Genomic DNA, 16601 nt, shown 5'->3' with positions numbered 1-16601 from the left:
CTCCATTGTGACCAATCTGCCCCTGCACACCAAGAGACGCGAAGCGGTATCTTCATGATACAGGTGGTATGTGCCAGTAGCGGTTGTTAGAAAGTCGAAACAATCGCGTGCAGCTAAAAAGCAGAGAGGTCCGACATGCAGGTGGATCAGCAACGCCTGGAAGCGCTTCTGGGCAAGATGGTGGGCGACATGGGCGCGGCCGTGAACGGCGCCCTGGTGATCGTTGGCGAGAAGCTCGGGCTCTACCGCGCGCTTGCCGCCGAGGGCGGGGCGACGCCGACGGAACTGGCGACGGCCACGGGCACCGCCGAGCGCTATGTCCGGGAGTGGCTATCGGCGCAGGCGGCCATGGGCTACGCCACCTACGACGCGGCAAGCGGCAAGTTCTCGCTGAGCCCCGAACAGGCCGCGATCTTCGCCGATCCGGAAAGCCCGTTCCTGATGACGGGCGGCTTCCAATCCATCGCGGCTGTCTATGACGATGCCTTCAAGCTGGCCGATCACTTCCGTACCGGCGAGGGAATGGGGTGGGGCGACCACTGCAACTGCCTGTTCTGCGGCGTCGAGAAGTTCTTCCGGCCGAACTACAAGGGCCATCTGGTGCCCGACTGGCTGCCCTCGCTGGACGGCGTGGTCGACAAGCTGCACCAGGGCGGCAAGGTAGCCGATGTCGGCTGCGGTCACGGCGCCTCCACGCTGCTGATGGCGGAGGCCTTTCCGCAGACCGAGTTCGTCGGCTTCGATTTCCACGATGCCTCTGTCGAGACCGCGCGGCAGCGTGCGGCGGAAAGCGGGCGGTCAAACGTCCGCTTCGAGGTGGCGACGGCGAAATCCTATTCCGACGGGGGCTTCGATCTCGTCACCTTCTTCGACTGCCTCCACGACATGGGCGATCCGGTCGGCGCCATGCGTCACACGCGTCAGGCGCTGAAGCCCGACGGGGCGGTCATGCTGGTGGAACCGATGGCGGGGAACGAGCTGAGCGACAATCTGAACCCCGTCGGCGCCGTCTTCTACGGTTTCTCGACAAGCGTTTGCGTGCCGACCTCGCTGGCGCAGGAAACCGGCGCCGCGCTGGGCGCGCAGGCAGGCGAGGCGCGCCTGCGCGAGGTCGCCGAGACGGCGGGCTTCTCCTCGTTCCGGCGGGCGAATGAAACGCCGTTCAACATGATCCTCGAAGCACGCCCTTGAGCGGTTTGCCGGCCGGTCGGACCCTTCATCGGGTCTGGCCGGCAACGCGTTCATTGCTTTGGATTCTTACGAAGGCGTGACCCGACAAAGGCGTGACCCGGCCGCTCCAAGACACTATGTTTACAAGGGTTGATTACCGCTGCGGCAGATCGTAAATCAAGACGACTGCGGTCAGGATTTCCGATAAGGCCTATCGGACCTGGTGCCCGCGGCGGCCGGGTCTGACGAAGGTGCTTGGCATGAACGAGCTTGAGCAGAAATGTATTGACGCCGGATTGAAGATGACGGGGCAGCGCCGCGTCATCCTTGAGGTGCTGGGAAATGCCGACGATCATCCGTCGGTGGAGACGGTGTACCTGCGCTCCCGCGAGAAAGACACCAGCATTTCCATCGCAACGGTGTATCGCACCTTGAATCTTCTCGACCAGATGAACCTGGTCAAAAAGCACGACTTCAACGAGAACCACGCGCGGTTCGAAGCCAACCTGGAAAATCACTATCATTTTATCGACGTTCAAAGCGGCGAGGTGGTAGAGTTCAAGGATGAGAAGCTCGAGCAAAGGTTGCGGGAGCTGGCGCGGGAGCTCGGTTTCGAGCTGGTCGATCGTAGGGTGGAGCTTTATGGTCACAAGAAGCAGCAAGGGACGGACGATGATTGATCGCCCGCGGGCCGAGGGGTCGGCGCTCGCCTGTGAGTCGCTGGACCCGAACATCCCCTGCAAGTGCCGCGATGCCGTCGTGCGGTCGTATCGCGAGATGCTGGCCAGCGGCGCCTCGCACACCGATGCGCACATGGTGGCGGCCCGCGTCTACAGCTACCACCACCCCGGCTATCCGGCGGACAAGGTGAACCGCCTGATCGCCCGGCTGATCGAGCCCGGTGTCCTGCACTGATCTCCATGGCCGAGGCGCGGCCGGGGCGCCCTGCTTCACGAATGGTTGAAGCGACGTAGCGTTGCGCCGCGGCGCGCGGACATTATCTGCTTTCCAGACCGAAGCATTCGAAACCTTTTCCGGCCGGCCGCGCGCAATCACGGCCGGCCGTTCGCGTGACAGCAAGGGAACGACCCGATGATCGAGCTTTATAGCTGGCCGACGCCGAACGGCCACAAGGTCCACATCATGCTGGAGGAAACCGGCCTCGACTACGAGGTGCATGCCATCGACATCACCGCCGGTGACCAGTTCAATGAGGATTTCCTGCGCATCTCGCCGAACAACAAGATGCCGGCCATCATCGACCGCGACGGCCCGGATGGCCATCCGCTGCCGCTGTTCGAGTCCGGCGCCATCCTGATGTATCTGGCGGAGAAGACCGGCTATCTGCTGCCCAAGGAGGAGACCAAGCGCTATCGCGTCATCCAGTGGCTGATGTGGCAGATGGGCGGCCTGGGCCCGATGCTGGGACAGGCGCACCACTTTCGCCAGTACGCGCCGGAGCGGATCCAGTACGCCTATGACCGCTATACGAACGAGGCCAGGCGCCTCTACGGCGTCATGGACAGGCGCCTCGGCGAGGCGCCCTATCTGGCCGGCGAGCATTACAGCATCGCGGATATCGCATCCTTCCCGTGGACGCGCAGCCACGAGAACCAGGGCATCGACCTGGCGGACTATCCGAACGTCAAGCGCTGGTTCGACGACATCGCCGCACGCCCGGCGGTGCAGCGCGGCGTGCAGGTGCTGGCCGACCGACGCAAGTCCGGCGGTTTCGACGACAAGGCGCGCGAGCTGCTGTTCGGCGCGGCGCAGTACCAGCGGCGATAGAGTGCGGCATCCCGGTAATCCGGGCGACGTTCCCGCTTGGCATTTGCCGCGTGGCGGGGCAGGCTCCGCCGTGTCATGAGCAAGCGCAAGCCACCCCATCCCGAAACCTGGGTCGCGAAGGGGCTGCACGATCCGGCGGCGGACGGCGGGGCGGTCGTCCCGCCGCTGCAGCCCAGCACCACCTTCGCCCGCGACGCCGATTACAGGCTGATCGGCGGCGACGTCTATCAGCGGCCGGACAGCCCGACGCTGCGTCCGGCCGAGGACGTGCTGGCGCGTCTGGAGGGCGGGGCCGAGGCGCTGCTGTTCGCTTCCGGCATGGCGGCGGCGGCCGCGGTGGTGCAGGCGCTGCGCCCCGGCGATCACGTCGTCGCGCAGCGGACCATGTACTGGAGCCTGCGCAACTGGCTGGTCGGTTTCTGCCGCGACTGGGGCATCGGCCTCGACCTTGTGGACGCAGCGGACCCCGACGCCGTCGCCAGGGCGGTGCGCAAGGGCGAGACGAAGCTGGTCTGGGTGGAAACGCCCTGCAACCCGACGTGGGACGTGGTGGATATCGCCGCCGCGGCGGAGGCGGCGCACGAGGCGGGGGCATCCCTCGCCGTCGATTCCACCTCCGCCACGCCGGTGCACAGCCGGCCGCTGGAGCTGGGCGCGGACATCGTCCACCACTCGGCGACGAAGTTCCTGAACGGGCACAGCGACGTGGTCGCGGGCGCACTGGTGGCGAAGGACACCGGGAGTCCCCTGTGGCAGCGCGTGCGCGCCAACCGGCGGGACCACGGCGGCATCCTGGGGCCGTTCGAGGGCTGGCTGCTGTTGCGCGGGATGCGCACGCTGTTCCTGCGCGTTACCAGGGCCAGCGCAACGGCGATGAAGATCGCCCGCCACTTTGAGCGGCATCCGAAGATCGCCGCCGTCCTCTATCCCGGCCTGGAATCGCATCCGGGGCACGGCACGGCGGCGATGCAGATGCACGACGGCTTCGGCGCCATGCTGTCGCTGCGGGTGGCCGGCGGGCGCGAGGCGGCGCTGCGCGTGGCCGGCGGCTGCGAGGTGTTCCTGCGCGCGACCTCGCTCGGCGGGGTGGAGAGCCTGATCGAGCATCGCGCCAGCATCGAGGGGCCGGAAAGCCCCATTCCCGACGACCTGCTGCGCCTGTCCATCGGCATCGAGCACCCGGACGACCTGATCGCCGACCTTGAGCGGGCGCTGAAAGCGGTCTGAGACGGTCGGGGGCGCTATCGCGAACCGGCACGGGCGCGCCGGATGGCCTGAAGAGCAAGAAAGGGGAGCAGCGGCTTGACCATCGACCTTTATACCTGGGGCACGCCGAACGGGCGCAAGGTCTCCATCATGCTGGAGGAGCTGGGGCTGGCGTACGACGTCCACCTCATCGACATCACCAAGGATGAGCAGTTCGCGCCCGAGTTCCTGAAGATCTCGCCGAACAACAAGATCCCCGCCATCGTCGATCCCGACGGCCCGGACGGCCGCCCCTTCCCGCTGTTCGAGACGGGCGCCATCCTGATCTATCTGGCGGAGAAGACGGGCCGCTTCATGCCCACCGACGCGGCCGGGCGCTATCGCTGCCTGGAATGGCTGATGTGGCAGATGGGAAACTTCGGCCCGATGCTGGGCCAGGCGCACCACTTCCGCCGATTCGCCAAGGAGAACGTGCCCTACGCCATCGAGCGCTACACGAACGAGACGAAGCGCCTCTACCGTGTTCTCGACGGGCGCCTGGGCAAGGTGGCCTACATGGCGGGCGAGGACTACTCCATCGCCGACATGGCGACCTTCCCCTGGGCCGCGCGGCACGAGTGGCAGGGCATCGATCTGACCGACTATCCCAACGTCAAGCGCTGGTACGACACCATCGCCGCGCGCCCGGCGGTGAAGGCCGGGATGGACGTGCCGAAACGAAATTGAACTGAAACCCCACATCGCCCCCGCCGCCGCATTGACAACCCGGCGGCGGGCTGGCTAGAAGGGCGTCCCTGACGGTTGGCGCGCCACAGGCGCAATGCACGCGACGCCAACCCCGATATAGCGCCGGATGGAGAGGTGGCCGAGTGGTCGAAGGCGCTCCCCTGCTAAGGGAGTAAGCGGTTAACCCCGCTTCGAGGGTTCGAATCCCTCCCTCTCCGCCATTCCGGTACGAAAGTGGGTACTCGGGCGCCTGCCGACGTGGATGCCTGGTCAGCTCGGCTTGAAGCGCAATCACTCGACTGGCTTGTAGTCTCAGTCCTGTCCCACCGCCGTCCGGATCAAGCTCGGCTGCAGCACGCAAGAAGCGGTCCCCTGATCCGCAGATTACGAGCTCACCCTCAAAAACATCAATCTTGTGGATGAAAGACTGTAGGTAGGGACGAACAGTTTTCGGGTCTTTGGTTCGAACCAGCTGGGACAATTTCCCCGAGAGTTCTTGTATGGCTTCGTCATTGACAAACGCCACCCTGATATTCAATTCAGATTGAAGTTTATCTTTCTGGGATTCGAGATCGCGGACTCGTTTACGATTCTTGGTCAGCCTTTCCTCAATTAAATCAGAATGGCTGGAACTTTCCAGAGCCTCGATCAGGTTCTTGTTTGCTTTTTTCCACTTGCTTATCTCCCTTTGAGTGGAATATTGCATTTCCTCCGCGCGCTGTTTCGTCGCGGAATCATCTTGAAGCAGGGGACGATAATCGTCTTCAGCCGATCCACGTTGAGTACTCGATCGATGAAACGTTCAACCATCAAGTCATCTATTTTCTCATCGGGAAGCTCATGCCACCGCATTTACAGCGTTTCTTTTTCTGTTTATTGTTGCATTTATAGTATCGATAGCGACCAAATTTCCCTGTGCTGATACTCATAGCACGACCGGTGTGCCCACACTTCAGCAGTCCGCCGAAAAGGATTTCGCTAGTCGTATATCTTGGGGGCGTTTTTGGGGATTTTGCTGCGTCAATCGGTCTTGAATCTTTCGGAATTGATCAATGCCTATAATTGCTGGGCACTCTACGGCAATCCAGTCTTCAGGGGAGTTTTTGCCGTTTAGGCCCTTTGATCTTTGATTAAAGTAATATGTGCCTGTATATATGGAGTATCTCAATATCTTGTTCACTTTACCCACGGTGAAATCATTCCCACGCATTATAAATCCTTTTTTATTTAACTCTTTCTCAATTTTTACAATTCCGTAGTCTGACATATAAAGATCAAATATGACCTTAATGTTGGGCCTCATTTGCGTTGATCTCGATTTCCTTCTTTTCTTTGCTGCCGCGCGTCTCAGCGACAAATGTCTGATAACCGAACGGTGGACGAGGCCCGTTCCAAAACCCTTGTCGAGCATTCCCGAGACGCGCACGGGTCACGTGGCGGCTGTTCTCGTCACTCATGAACTGGTCGGAGGCAGCAAGAATGGTGCGGAGAAGGTGCCCTTCCGGGGACTCGTCAATGGGCTGCGTGGTCAAATGCAGTTTGATCCCGCGTGTACGAAGCGCGAAATAGTTCCTGAGATGATCTTGAGTTTTCCGGGCGAAACGAGACGTCGAGTAGGCGATAACGTGCTCGAAAGGCCGAGGCAGTTGTTCGGCGTCCGACATGAAACCTTGGAAGCCACGGCGTTTGTCGTTCCGGCCGGTTGCACCGGCGTCCACATATTCGGCTACAACTTGGTAGCCGTGGTCGCACGCGTACTGCTGGAGCCGACGGCGTTGGCTTGGAACGGAGACATCAGCCTCGGCTTGTGCGAGGGGCGAAACCCGGATGTACAAAACGAGGACGCTCTGGTCACATTTGCACATCTTGGCTCCGAAAAAGCAGATGATTAGGGTGGGAACCGATCCGCTCCTTAAAGGAGTTGTCCTGTGTCACACAACAACCGCCGCCCCTTCGATCCCGAAGCCGCTCTCGCCAAGGTCGGCGAGGGGAGGAGCAGCAGGACCTACGCCAAGGGCCAGGCCGTCTTCGCCCAGGGCAACGCCGCAGACGCCGTCTACTACGTCCAGAGCGGCAAGGTGAAGATCTCCGTTGTCTCCCAGCAAGGCAAGGAAGCGATCGTCGGGATTCTGGGACCGGGCGACTTTTTCGGGGAGGCCTGCCTCGGCGGGCAGCGGCGACGGCTCGCAACCGCCTCGGCCATGACAGAGTCCACGGTCGTTCGGCTGGAGAAGACAGCGATCTTTCGCCTGCTGCATAACGAGCCGGAATTCTCCGAGGTATTCATCAACCATCTCCTGCAACGCGCGATCCGCGTCGAGGCGGACCTCGTCGACCAACTGTTCAACTCAAGCGAGAAGCGACTCGCCCGGACCCTGCTGCTCTTGGCGAACTTCGGCAAGGAGGGGCGGCCGGAGAAGATCATTAACCAGATCAGCCAGGAGACGCTGGCCGAGATGGTCGGCACCACCCGCTCCCGCGTCAGCTTTTTCATGAACAAGTTCCGGCGGCTGGGCTTCATCGATTACAATGGTGGCATCGAGGTTCATAGCTCGCTCTTGAGTGTCGTGCTGAACGACCAGGCCCACGAAATCTCGAATGAGGAGCGTGGCGACGAGAGCTGACATCTCCGGTCTTGCCGCCGCGGGGCCGCGCGGGGCCCGATCCGCGCATCGTCTGATTGTGAGCAATGGGGCTCAGATTCCCCAGCGAGTTTGACGTAGCGTCAAGCTCATCTCCTGGTCGAGAAGGTCGGTGCAACTCACTCTATCCGGCAACGCACCGCCACCAGGAGTCCGACACCGCGTCGCACGACATGCCCGGCGCCGTGTCCCCATTAACCCGCCCCGGCCCGGGCGCTCACAGGAGAAATACGATGAACTGGGACAAGATCGAAGGTAACTGGAAGCAGCTTAAGGGCAGCGTCCAGGCTCAATGGGGTAAGCTGACCGACGACGACATCGATGTCGTCGAAGGCAATCGCGAGAAGCTCGCCGGCCGCATTCAGGAGCAGTACGGCATCTCCCGGGACGAGGCCGAGCGCCAAATCGACGACTGGCTCGGGCGCTAGTGACATTCCCCTGGCGCGCCCGATGCCCAGGTGCGCCAGGGGCAAGCACGCTACTGGACTCGTGGTCGCACCACGCCCGCGAGCCTCAGCGGCGCTGCAACAGGATCAATGCCGATTCAAACACCTGATTCTCGACATGGTCCAGATCATCGGCCTCACCGTCTGCCACTACCAGAACAAGCCCCTGGGCGAGGTTCGCAGCCTGCCGGTCCTCAACACCGACAGCAAGAGGCGCCCGCGCATTGACCGGCAGAAGGTCAAGGCGGCCGGGGAGCAGGACGGGCAATGACAACGACACCTATTACAGGAACCTGGTGAACTGGCCCGATCGGAACGTCGAGGTATAACGGGGCGCGTTCGACGTCGCGCATGCCATTCACAGCCCGAAAAAGGGCACAAGGCACGTCGAGCCCTGCTCCATCGTTGCGCGCGTAGTGCCCCCACGGGTCCTTCCCCTCTATCAGACGGAAACGTGAGCAATACCGCTCAGACTCGCTGCCAGCATCGGTGTAGCGTCGTTGGCACGGGAAGCTCGTCTCCCGTCGAACAGGTCTTGCCGCTGACCCGATGCGGCAGCCGGCCCTGCAGCTCGGCGCCGGATGCAAAAACACCCCGAGCCGATCCCGTCAAAGGGGGCCGCCCGCAGGGCACACCCGGTCCACCAGAAACCCGACCACAAACCCAGGATAACAAAAATGAATCAGGCGAAATCGGAGGAGGCGATCCCAACCACGGGTGCCGACTACGATGCGGTGGTCGCGCGACTTGCGGCGCCGTCCTTTTCCTCTATGCCCATCGGAAGCCCCCGGGCCAAAGTGTCAGCCGCAGCGCGGCCAGAGCCAGCGCCGGCCTCAATCGCCGAGGGCGAGCTCGCGGCGCTGGCGGCCTTCGTCGCCGCCTTCGTGCTCGCCCGCCAGCTGCGTCGCCGACAGACGCCGTGAACACGGCGCTTCCCGGCATCTCGACGAGGTTTTGTGACCATGTCGCGTAAAGAGGCCGGCCCGCACGCCCCGACCGCGGACGGGCGCGGGTTGTTCGCAAGGATAGACCGCGTGGCACTGCTCACCGTGGCGGAGGTGATTATCGCGCTGGTCGTCATTGTGACAGCGCTCGGCTACGCGAAGGAGATCGCGGTGCCCACCGTGCTCGCCGCTCTGAGCGCGATCGCCCTTGCGCCGCTGGCGCGCTGGCTCGAGCGCTGGGGTGCGCCGGCCGCGCTGGCCGCCGGATTGATCGTGGCCGGCACGCTGGGCAGCGCGGCCGGCACGCTCTACGTCCTTGCCCCTTCGGCCGAGGCCTGGAACGACCGCGCGCCGCAAATCCTGCGCAACATCGAGCTCAGGGTACGACAGATCAACTATGAAGTCGTGCAGTCGGTCGGGGTCGAGTCGAAGCCAGAAACGGGAGCCAGTCCGGGCACCGTCTCCGGTGATAGTGCCACTCAGGGAGGCGATGCCAAGGCAACCGCCGTGAAGGGGGGCGATGCCGAGGGAAACGATGCAATCAGCAAGCTCGTAGAGGGCGGCCAGCGATTGATGAGCGATCTCGCGATCAGCGCCCCGGGCTTTGTGCTCGGCGGCGTCTACTGGGCATTTCTTACCTTCTTTCTGCTGCGCGACCGCGTGGCGCTGTCGCGCCGCCTCATGGGCCTCGGCTCCACCTTCTCGGCGCGCATGGCGCTCGGCCGCGCCATGGGTGACGTGCAGGCCGACGTGTCGCGCTACTTGTTGGCGATCACGGTGATCAACATCGCGCTGGGGCTGTGCATAGCCGGAGCGTTCTACCTGATAGGCGTGCCGAACGCCGCGTTGTGGGGCGTGGCCGCGGGGCTTTTGAACTTCATGCCGTTCATCGGCATGGCTGTGATGGTTGTAATCACGCTGGGCGTCGCCATGGTCAGCTTCGAGGAGCCGATGGTCGCCTTCGCGCCAGTGGCGGTGGTGATCGTGCTCAACACCATCGAAAGCCAGCTGGTGACGCCGATGATGATCGGCGCGCGGATGCGGCTCTCCGCGCTCGGGATCTTCGTGGCCATCGCGTTCGGCACTTGGCTCTGGGGCGCCGCTGGGGCGCTGATCGCCACACCGACGCTGATCGTGGCCAGCGCCTTCGTCACGCGGCTCGAAGCAGTGATCTCGCGTCCTCGCACTAGCGAGAAATCCAAGCGTAACTTCGTCAGCTGAACCCAAAGTATCCGAGTATGAACAGGACGATGACGACCGCTCCAACGAGCCAGATGATATTGTTCATGCCATGCTCCCTGTTTCAGATTGTTCGCTGGCGGGCCTCGATGAGGTCTGACCGAGCAAAGCCAACCGCCAAAATGACTTTACCACACCGAGCGCGCCGCAAAAATATGTGTGAAGGCCCCGTCGAACACGAACGCGCCAAATACCACATAATTGGGAGTATATGATGCCGACACGTATGAGAGACATTGAACCTGGGCTGTTCGTTTACTGGAATGCCCACAGTTGACACTCATCCGTGATCCTGCGAGGAAGTGTGTTAACGAAATGATATCAACTTTTATTTAAAAAATTTACTTGCCAAAATAGTTGATGTGAAAATAAAGAATCGACTGTGGGATAGCATGCACATCGGTCGCCAGAAAAATAAATATATCAGGACAATTTTTGTATATTTGATATATATTCAGAAATTTTATCACCGTTGTCGATCCTATAATTACTTTTTATGTCCTTTCTGTTAAAAATCGTTATTCTGATATTTATTGCCTATTTTATAAGACGTTGAATAACCGACGGGATGTTGATGCTCCGGGAGCGCAGCCCAAATTCGCTGACTCAGGCAACCATTTCTGCGTCTAATTCCCAATCAGGCTTTGACCACCAAGTCCCGCGGGACGTTGGCCAGGCACTCGGCGCCGGTTTCTGTGACGCGAAAGGTTTCCGAGATCTCAAGGCCCCAGTCGTCCATCCAGATACCCAGGATCATGTGGAAGCACATGTTGGGCTCCAGCTCGGTGCGGTCGCCGGGGCGCAGGCTCATGGTGTGCTCGCCCCAGTCCGGCGGGTAATTGAGGCCGGTGGAGTAGCCGATACGGGAATCCTTGGTCAGGCCGTACTTGGCGACGCACTCGCGCCAGGCCGCCTCGACGTCCTCGCACAGGATGCCGGGCCTGACCGCGGCGAGCGCGGCCTCCATGCCCTCCAGCACCCACTTGGTGGCGTCGGTCAGCTTCTGCGGCGGCTCGCCCAGGAACATAGTGCGCGCCTGCGGGCAGTGGTAGCGCCGGCGGCAGCCCGCCAGCTCCAGGATCGTCGCCTCGCCCTCGACGAAGGGTTTGTCGCTCCACGTCAGGTGTGGCGTCGATGTGCCCTCGCCGGTGGGCAGCATGGGCACGATCGCCGTGTAGTCGCCGCCGAACTCCGGCGTGCCGGTGATCTGCGCGTGATAGATGTGGGCGACCGCGTCGCACTGGCGCACGCCGGGCTCGATCGCGTCGATGGCGGTCCGCATCACGTTCTCGATGATGCGCGCGGCCTGGCGCATGTAGTCGACCTCGGCCTCCGACTTCACCGAGCGCACCCAATTGACCAGCGAGTAGAGGTCCTGAAAGCGGGCGTTGGGGAGCTTGTACTGGAGGGAGAAGAAGCTCTGCGCGGTGAAGTAGTAGTTGTCCATCTCCACGCCGATCGTACGGTTGTCCCAGCCGCGCTCGGCGATCTTGTCGGCGACGTAGTCGAAGGGGTGCTTGGTGATCGACTGGACGTAGTCGTCCGGGTAGCCGATCACGCTCTCTTGCTTCAGGTAGGTGGTCACGTGCGCGGCGTTCACGTCCATCTTGCGGCCAATCCAGATCGGCTCCGGCTCGTCGACCGCCAGAACCACGCACTGCGGCACGTAGAACGACCAACCGTCGTAGCCCGTGAGGTAGCACATGTTCGCCGGGTCGACGGTGATTAGTACATCGATGCCGCGCGCCTCCATGCGCTCTTTAGTTTTGGTCAGGCGTACATCGTACTCGGCGCGTTCGAACTGCATCTTGCCTCCATCCAACGCCCGGCGTTCCAGTCAGCCGGCGCCAAGCCCGTCACCGGAATATCGACACGTTGGTACGGCGCTTCGCGCCAAGCCCACCCACAGCATCGCAGCGCCTGTCGCGCAAGACAATGCGCCTGCCGCTCGGCACACTTCGCGTTTCGGCAGCCCGATTGTCACTAAACCGTTGATCGGAAAGGGGCTACGCTGGTCCGCCTAGGTTCTCCGTGGCTTGGCGGCGAGCCTCTCCGATTGACACGACGAGTGTTCGGTCCAGCAACATCGTCGCATATTCGCTGTATAATCGACTCATAGGAGGCCGTTATGTTGCGAGCGTTTATTTTCCCCGGCCGCGGATCCGAATCGGTTGGGATGGGCTTGGAGTACGCGATGGCCTATCCGGCGGCGCGCTACGTGTTTCAAGAGGTCGACGAAGCGCTGGGCGAGGATTTGTCTAGACTGATCTTCGAAGGGCCCGCCGCCAAATTGGCGAGGCCCGAGTACGCCGATCCGGCCCTCCTGGCCGTGAGTCTCGCCGGCGTCAAAGCGCTTGAGGAACAAGGCAGAATCTGGCTTTCCGAGACGGCGGCCTTCGTCGCCGGGCATGGAAAAGGCGAATTTGCGGCTCTCGCCGCGGTCGACGCAATCAGCGCCGGCGATACCGCGAGCCTGCTAAGAACGCGCGCGAGAGTGGTTCAAGCCGCGCTCCCTGAGGATGCTGGTGCGATGTGCACGGTGAGCGGGCTCGGGCTGGACAAGGTTCAGGCGCTTGCGGACGAGGCGGCACAGGGCGCGGTTTGCGAGATTGCACGCGACGACGCGCCGAATTGGCTCGCCGTGAGCGGCGAGCGCGCCGCGGTTGAGCGCTTCATAAAGCTCGCCGAGCAGAACGGCGCTGATCAAACGAGTCTGATGACCGGAATCCCGCCGCTTCACTGTAGCCTCATGGCCGATGTCGTGGCTGAGCTGGATGCCGCGCTCGCGGAAATCGACGTTGTGCCCGCAAAGCTGCCCGTCGTCTCGAACGTCACCGGATACGCGCTGGAGTCGGCCGACGAAATCCGGGCCCGACTGGCGCAGCAAGTGGCCCGTCGGATCCGGTGGCGCGAGTGTGTGGAATATATGCAGGCGAAGGGGGTCACTGATTTCATCGAAATCGGCCATGGCGATGATTTGAGCAAATTTGTCACTGGAGTGGATCGTTCGTTGAACGCTGTAGCGATCGAAGATTCCCAGGACATCGAGAAATTCCTCGATCAGTTTCACCGCGAAACCGCGGCGAAAGAGAGCTGAGCGCGATTTTTCGTGTGTGTGACAGCGAGAAAAAGCCAGACACCCATTCGGAGTTACAGGCAGCGCGCCACCACTGCTAAGGTATCACCGCGCGATCCAGCCCTGGATGCGGCGGCAGTAGAGGACGCCAGCCGGCGGCGTCGAGCTTCTTCAGGATTAGGCCGATCGGCGCGCCGAAGGCCTGCAGGGCCTCGTAGGTTCGGTCCAGTAACCGGCGAGAAAAGTCAACGCTGGACATCGGGACCCGCCCGCTTCTCTTCACGAAAGGCTGGCGCTATGTGGTTTTGCCGGCGTGATGGCGGCGGCGTGGCCCAAGGAGATGCGGGCACGCGTGGTCGCGTGGCACTCTCTGTAAGGTCTGAACCATTAGAGTCCGTTCACTAGAGCATTTTCGCGTTCAGTGGAATCGCTCAAACGCTCTAGCTCTTTGATTTGACGCATTTTCGGATGGCGAACCGGTTCCCACTTCGCCTGAAAATGCTCTAAGCGAGCAATCTTCGTGTTTCACGAGGTCACACGGCCTCGTACGCCGATTTTTCTGGACGGCCCAGGACCGTTGCCATTGGCGTGGGGCGCACGATGCCGGTCAGACTGGCCCTCCGCTTCGTCTTTGGCGCGGGACTGGAGCGGGTTCTCCAGACCGCATAAATTGCGAGCAGCGCGAAGACGATGGCAATCCACATGAACAAGGCGTTTGCCGCAAAGCGCTGCATCAATGCAGCCGCTGCGATTGGACCCGCCGTTGCGCCGAGCCCCCATGTCAATAGAAGGCCGCCCGATGCCTCGACGTAGCTATCCGGATCAACAAGGTCATTCACGTGTGCCGCGACCACTCCGTACAGCGGAAAAGCTGCGATTCCATACATGAAGCCAAACGTTGTCCACACGGTCATTGGATGCAGTCCAGTGGCGGCGATTGCCAGGCTCGCTGGACCGTTCCCTGTCGACGCCCAGAGGGCAAGTGCGAAGATAGTTGCCCACAACGCGAGTGCGATCACGACTAAACGCCGGTCGATTCGGTCCGAGACCCAACCCACCGGCATCTGTACAAGGACCCCTCCAAGCATCGCCGAGCTAACAAAACCTGCGGCGACCAGAGGCGTAAAGCCAAGGTCGGACAAAAACACGACAGCGAGAAATGTGAAAGCACCGTTTGCCATGCCGATGAGTAAGCCCCCCACCATGCCCACTGGCGAAAGCCGGTAAAGACGGCCGAGCCGAAGACTTACACGCAGCACAGGCGCCGGGCCGATCGTCGTGGTCAAGCCAACAGGAAGTGTTGCCAGGCAAACACCGATGGCAACGACGACAAATAGTGTTTCATCGCTGGGCGGTGCCAGCCCAACACCCAGTTGGCCCACCATCAGGCTGCCCGAATTTATAATTAAATAGAAGCTCAGGACTCGACCGCGCACAGCGTTCGAGGCAGATGCGTTAAGCCAGCTTTCGATCACTGTGAAAAGGCCGGCGAGCGTGAGACCGGAAACCGCCCTCAGTCCGAGCCATGTCAGCGGTTGTGGTGTCAGTGTATAGCCAAGGACGGTGATTGCGAGCACAGCACCGAGCACGCTGAACGCTCGGATATGTCCCACCCGCCGCAATAGAGGAGCCGCGGTAAGACATCCGATCACGAACCCGCCGGCATAGGCCGACCCTAGCAGACCGAGCACCACTGTAGAGAAGTCGCGCACCGTACCCGCGAGCGGCATCAGGACACCTTGCAGGCCATTCGCTGCATAGAGGAGGAGTGCGCTAGAGAAAACAGCGACGAGTGAGCGCATACCTAGCGGATCGCCTCCGGCAGAAGAGTCCCCGCAGAAATTTCTCTCCGTCCCGCGGCTGCCGTCAAGGCGATGCGAACGGCTCTCCGAATGGCCGGTTCACGCCTGGCGTCAGGCGGCAGGCTGCTGCCATTCAGCGGGGGCGGCTGAGCGACTTGCCTTGAAAATCGTCCGGCTGTTCAGGTGGCGGTCGTGGTTGAAATGGTTGTGGACAGAGGCATGGACCGAGGCGAACTTCCGCAGGGTCTTCGCTCTTCGAAAGGCGACCCCGTCCAAAGGAATCGAGCCTAGTCGCGGCCCGGAACGCTGCCCATGAGTTAGATCAAGCAAGCGCGGTAAGGCCGTGGTGCTCCCGGCAGCCATCACACGCAGTCGCGCGGGATCGAGACGTCCCAGCGCCCCGACGATCCACAACTGGGTGCGCCGGGCCGACCGTGATGGCGGACGAGGCGACGGCGGCCCGACGTCGGCGGAGCGCCAGGAGTTGCACCGTCTCCGGCGGGAGAACAAGCAACTGGGCCAGGTGCGCGAAATCCTCTCAAAGGCCGCGGCCTGGTTTGCCAGGGAGAGCGGCTCGATGCCGTGCGGGTGTTCGAGTTCGTGAGGGCAAATCAGGCGATGGACCCGGTGAGCACGATGTGCCGCGTGCTGGGCGTCTCCCGGAGCGGCTTCTATGCCTGGCGGGATCGCGCCCGCTCACGGATGGCGGCCGACGACGCCGAGCTGCTGGAGCGGGTTCGCGACATCCACCGGCGCTCCTACGGAACCTATGGCGCGCCGCGGGTTCATGCCGAACTCGCCGACGCGGGTGTCCGTGTTGGTCGCAAGCGGGTCGCCGGCTCATGGCGGCCGACGGGCTGCAGGGGGTGAGCCGGCGCAAAGGCCCGCGGACGACGACCCGCTCGCAGGGGGAACGCCCAGCGCCGGATCTCGTGGACCGCGACTTCGCTGTCGCCGCGCCAGACCGGCTGTGGGTGGGCGACGCTTACGACAATGCGCTGGGCGAGAGCTTCTTCGCCTCCCTCGAGTGCGAACTGCTCGATCAGCGCCGGTTCCAGAGCCAGGCGGAGGCCCGGATGGCAGTTTTCACCTACATCGAAGGCTGGCACAATCCGAGCCGCCGGGATTCCGCGATCGGCTATCTCTCGCCGGTCGCCTACGAGGCCGAGGCCGTCAAACCGACGGTTGAGGTCTCAAACCAGTGACCGTCCACGGGACCGGGTCAAGTCCAAGTCCACAGGTTGCTCAATCCAACCGTAACAGAGACACCCTATGGCCGGCGCCCATCTCTGAGACCAATCCCAAGAACGCAGACCCGCCGGCTTGTTGGTGCCCCGTGACAGAAAGGCGCTGTGGCGCGCAAGGTGGTGCGGAATAGCCCCAATTGCCGAACAGACTATCTCGCTCTTGCGCATGGAGGCTCATCATTTTCGCAGTTTGGCGCGGGTTTGCCAGTGCCCACTTTCTTCACACCCTTCCCGCCAGATTTCCAATTATCCGACCCGACAGGGTGAAATACGGATCCGACTTTAATCCATGAGCCGATGCGGGCATTCAAAATC

The 16601-nt window shown here is 62.1% G+C and carries 19 protein-coding genes, 1 tRNA gene and 1 pseudogene; 15 read left to right on the top strand and 6 right to left on the bottom strand.

Annotated elements, in window-relative coordinates; translation table 11 throughout:
• Positions 1 to 135 precede the first annotated feature (135 nt).
• The 7 genes from DRB17_RS14050 to DRB17_RS14020 all read left to right on the top strand — a co-directional run bounded on the left by DRB17_RS14050 (position 136) and on the right by DRB17_RS14020 (position 5111).
• Positions 136 to 1191 carry a class I SAM-dependent methyltransferase gene (locus DRB17_RS14050; RefSeq protein WP_114582852.1) on the top strand — a complete coding sequence of 352 codons (1056 nt, stop codon included), beginning with the start codon at positions 136 to 138 and terminating at the stop codon, positions 1189 to 1191.
• A gap of 239 nt (positions 1192 to 1430) precedes the next feature.
• Positions 1431 to 1850: a Fur family transcriptional regulator gene (locus tag DRB17_RS14045; RefSeq protein ID WP_114582851.1), complete on the top strand. Its 420-nt coding sequence runs from the start codon at positions 1431 to 1433 to the stop codon at positions 1848 to 1850.
• Positions 1843 to 2085 (top strand): hypothetical protein, encoded by a 243-nt coding sequence (locus DRB17_RS14040; protein ID WP_114582850.1) that lies wholly within the window; start codon positions 1843 to 1845, stop codon positions 2083 to 2085. The genes DRB17_RS14045 and DRB17_RS14040 overlap by 8 nt, the downstream gene beginning before the upstream one ends.
• 177 nt (positions 2086 to 2262) lie before the next feature.
• The gene (locus tag DRB17_RS14035) at positions 2263 to 2958 is read left to right on the top strand and encodes a glutathione binding-like protein (RefSeq protein WP_114582849.1); all 696 of its coding nucleotides are present in this window, start codon (positions 2263 to 2265) and stop codon (positions 2956 to 2958) included.
• Positions 2959 to 3033: 75 nt separating this feature from the next.
• Positions 3034 to 4185, top strand: coding sequence for a trans-sulfuration enzyme family protein (locus tag DRB17_RS14030; RefSeq protein WP_114582848.1), 1152 nt, complete (start codon positions 3034 to 3036; stop codon positions 4183 to 4185).
• 75 nt (positions 4186 to 4260) lie between these two features.
• Complete coding sequence (locus DRB17_RS14025) at positions 4261 to 4890, top strand: glutathione binding-like protein (RefSeq protein ID WP_114582847.1); 630 nt, start codon at positions 4261 to 4263, stop codon at positions 4888 to 4890.
• Between the two features lie 129 nt (positions 4891 to 5019).
• Positions 5020 to 5111: transfer RNA gene (locus DRB17_RS14020), tRNA-Ser, on the top strand.
• A gap of 597 nt (positions 5112 to 5708) precedes the next feature.
• On the opposite strand, the gene DRB17_RS21000 is transcribed toward DRB17_RS14020, so the two are convergent.
• Genes DRB17_RS21000 through DRB17_RS20990 form a run of 3 tightly spaced genes read right to left on the bottom strand, consistent with a single transcriptional unit; the run spans position 5709 to position 6755 of the window.
• Entirely contained in the window at positions 5709 to 5849 is a 141-nt protein-coding gene (locus DRB17_RS21000) for a recombinase zinc ribbon domain-containing protein (RefSeq protein ID WP_421778891.1), read from the bottom strand.
• Entirely contained in the window at positions 5843 to 6157 is a 315-nt protein-coding gene (locus DRB17_RS20995; protein WP_161958828.1) for a recombinase family protein, read from the bottom strand. Before DRB17_RS20995 ends, DRB17_RS21000 begins: the two co-directional genes overlap by 7 nt.
• A gap of 19 nt (positions 6158 to 6176) precedes the next feature.
• Complete coding sequence (locus tag DRB17_RS20990) at positions 6177 to 6755, bottom strand: recombinase family protein (protein ID WP_114582844.1); 579 nt, start codon at positions 6753 to 6755, stop codon at positions 6177 to 6179.
• A 63-nt stretch (positions 6756 to 6818) separates the two neighbouring features.
• Between DRB17_RS20990 and DRB17_RS14000 the strand changes: the two genes are divergently transcribed.
• The 5 genes from DRB17_RS14000 (at position 6819) to DRB17_RS13985 (ending at position 10143) form a co-directional block, all read left to right on the top strand.
• A complete protein-coding gene (locus DRB17_RS14000) occupies positions 6819 to 7514 on the top strand; it encodes a Crp/Fnr family transcriptional regulator (RefSeq protein WP_114582843.1) in 696 nt (231 codons plus the stop codon).
• Positions 7515 to 7765: 251 nt separating this feature from the next.
• On the top strand, positions 7766 to 7960 hold the full coding sequence (locus DRB17_RS13995) for a CsbD family protein (protein ID WP_114582842.1): 195 nt from the start codon (positions 7766 to 7768) through the stop codon (positions 7958 to 7960).
• 136 nt (positions 7961 to 8096) lie between these two features.
• On the top strand, positions 8097 to 8249 hold the full coding sequence (locus tag DRB17_RS20235; protein ID WP_153242375.1) for a hypothetical protein: 153 nt from the start codon (positions 8097 to 8099) through the stop codon (positions 8247 to 8249).
• Positions 8250 to 8655: 406 nt separating this feature from the next.
• On the top strand, positions 8656 to 8901 hold the full coding sequence (locus tag DRB17_RS13990; RefSeq protein WP_114582841.1) for a hypothetical protein: 246 nt from the start codon (positions 8656 to 8658) through the stop codon (positions 8899 to 8901).
• A 39-nt stretch (positions 8902 to 8940) separates the two neighbouring features.
• Positions 8941 to 10143 carry an AI-2E family transporter gene (locus DRB17_RS13985; protein WP_114582840.1) on the top strand — a complete coding sequence of 401 codons (1203 nt, stop codon included), beginning with the start codon at positions 8941 to 8943 and terminating at the stop codon, positions 10141 to 10143.
• Between the two features lie 655 nt (positions 10144 to 10798).
• Here DRB17_RS13985 and DRB17_RS13980 read toward each other — a convergent pair.
• A complete protein-coding gene (locus DRB17_RS13980; RefSeq protein ID WP_114582839.1) occupies positions 10799 to 11968 on the bottom strand; it encodes a M24 family metallopeptidase in 1170 nt (389 codons plus the stop codon).
• Positions 11969 to 12289: 321 nt separating this feature from the next.
• Between DRB17_RS13980 and DRB17_RS13975 the strand changes: the two genes are divergently transcribed.
• Positions 12290 to 13258, top strand: coding sequence for an ACP S-malonyltransferase (locus DRB17_RS13975; RefSeq protein ID WP_114582838.1), 969 nt, complete (start codon positions 12290 to 12292; stop codon positions 13256 to 13258).
• Positions 13259 to 13334: 76 nt separating this feature from the next.
• Here the strand turns inward: DRB17_RS13975 and DRB17_RS20230 are convergent, their stop codons facing one another.
• Positions 13335 to 13496 carry a hypothetical protein gene (locus DRB17_RS20230; RefSeq protein ID WP_153242374.1) on the bottom strand — a complete coding sequence of 54 codons (162 nt, stop codon included), beginning with the start codon at positions 13494 to 13496 and terminating at the stop codon, positions 13335 to 13337.
• A 274-nt stretch (positions 13497 to 13770) separates the two neighbouring features.
• Complete coding sequence (locus DRB17_RS13970) at positions 13771 to 15039, bottom strand: MFS transporter (RefSeq protein ID WP_114582837.1); 1269 nt, start codon at positions 15037 to 15039, stop codon at positions 13771 to 13773.
• Between the two features lie 588 nt (positions 15040 to 15627).
• Between DRB17_RS13970 and DRB17_RS20985 the strand changes: the two genes are divergently transcribed.
• Both DRB17_RS20985 and DRB17_RS20980 read left to right on the top strand, forming a co-directional pair.
• A complete protein-coding gene (locus DRB17_RS20985) occupies positions 15628 to 15909 on the top strand; it encodes an IS3 family transposase (protein WP_161958826.1) in 282 nt (93 codons plus the stop codon).
• Positions 15910 to 16013: 104 nt separating this feature from the next.
• Positions 16014 to 16244: pseudogene (locus tag DRB17_RS20980) on the top strand (IS3 family transposase); the annotation flags it as partial.
• Positions 16245 to 16601: the final 357 nt, after the last annotated feature.

It is taken from the genome of Ferruginivarius sediminum (genome assembly GCF_003344765.1).
Taxonomy (GTDB): Bacteria; Pseudomonadota; Alphaproteobacteria; order Kiloniellales; family Rhodovibrionaceae; genus Ferruginivarius; species Ferruginivarius sediminum.
The sequence above is the reverse complement of the archived record's forward strand: the minus strand, read 5'-3'. Positions and strand labels throughout refer to the sequence as shown.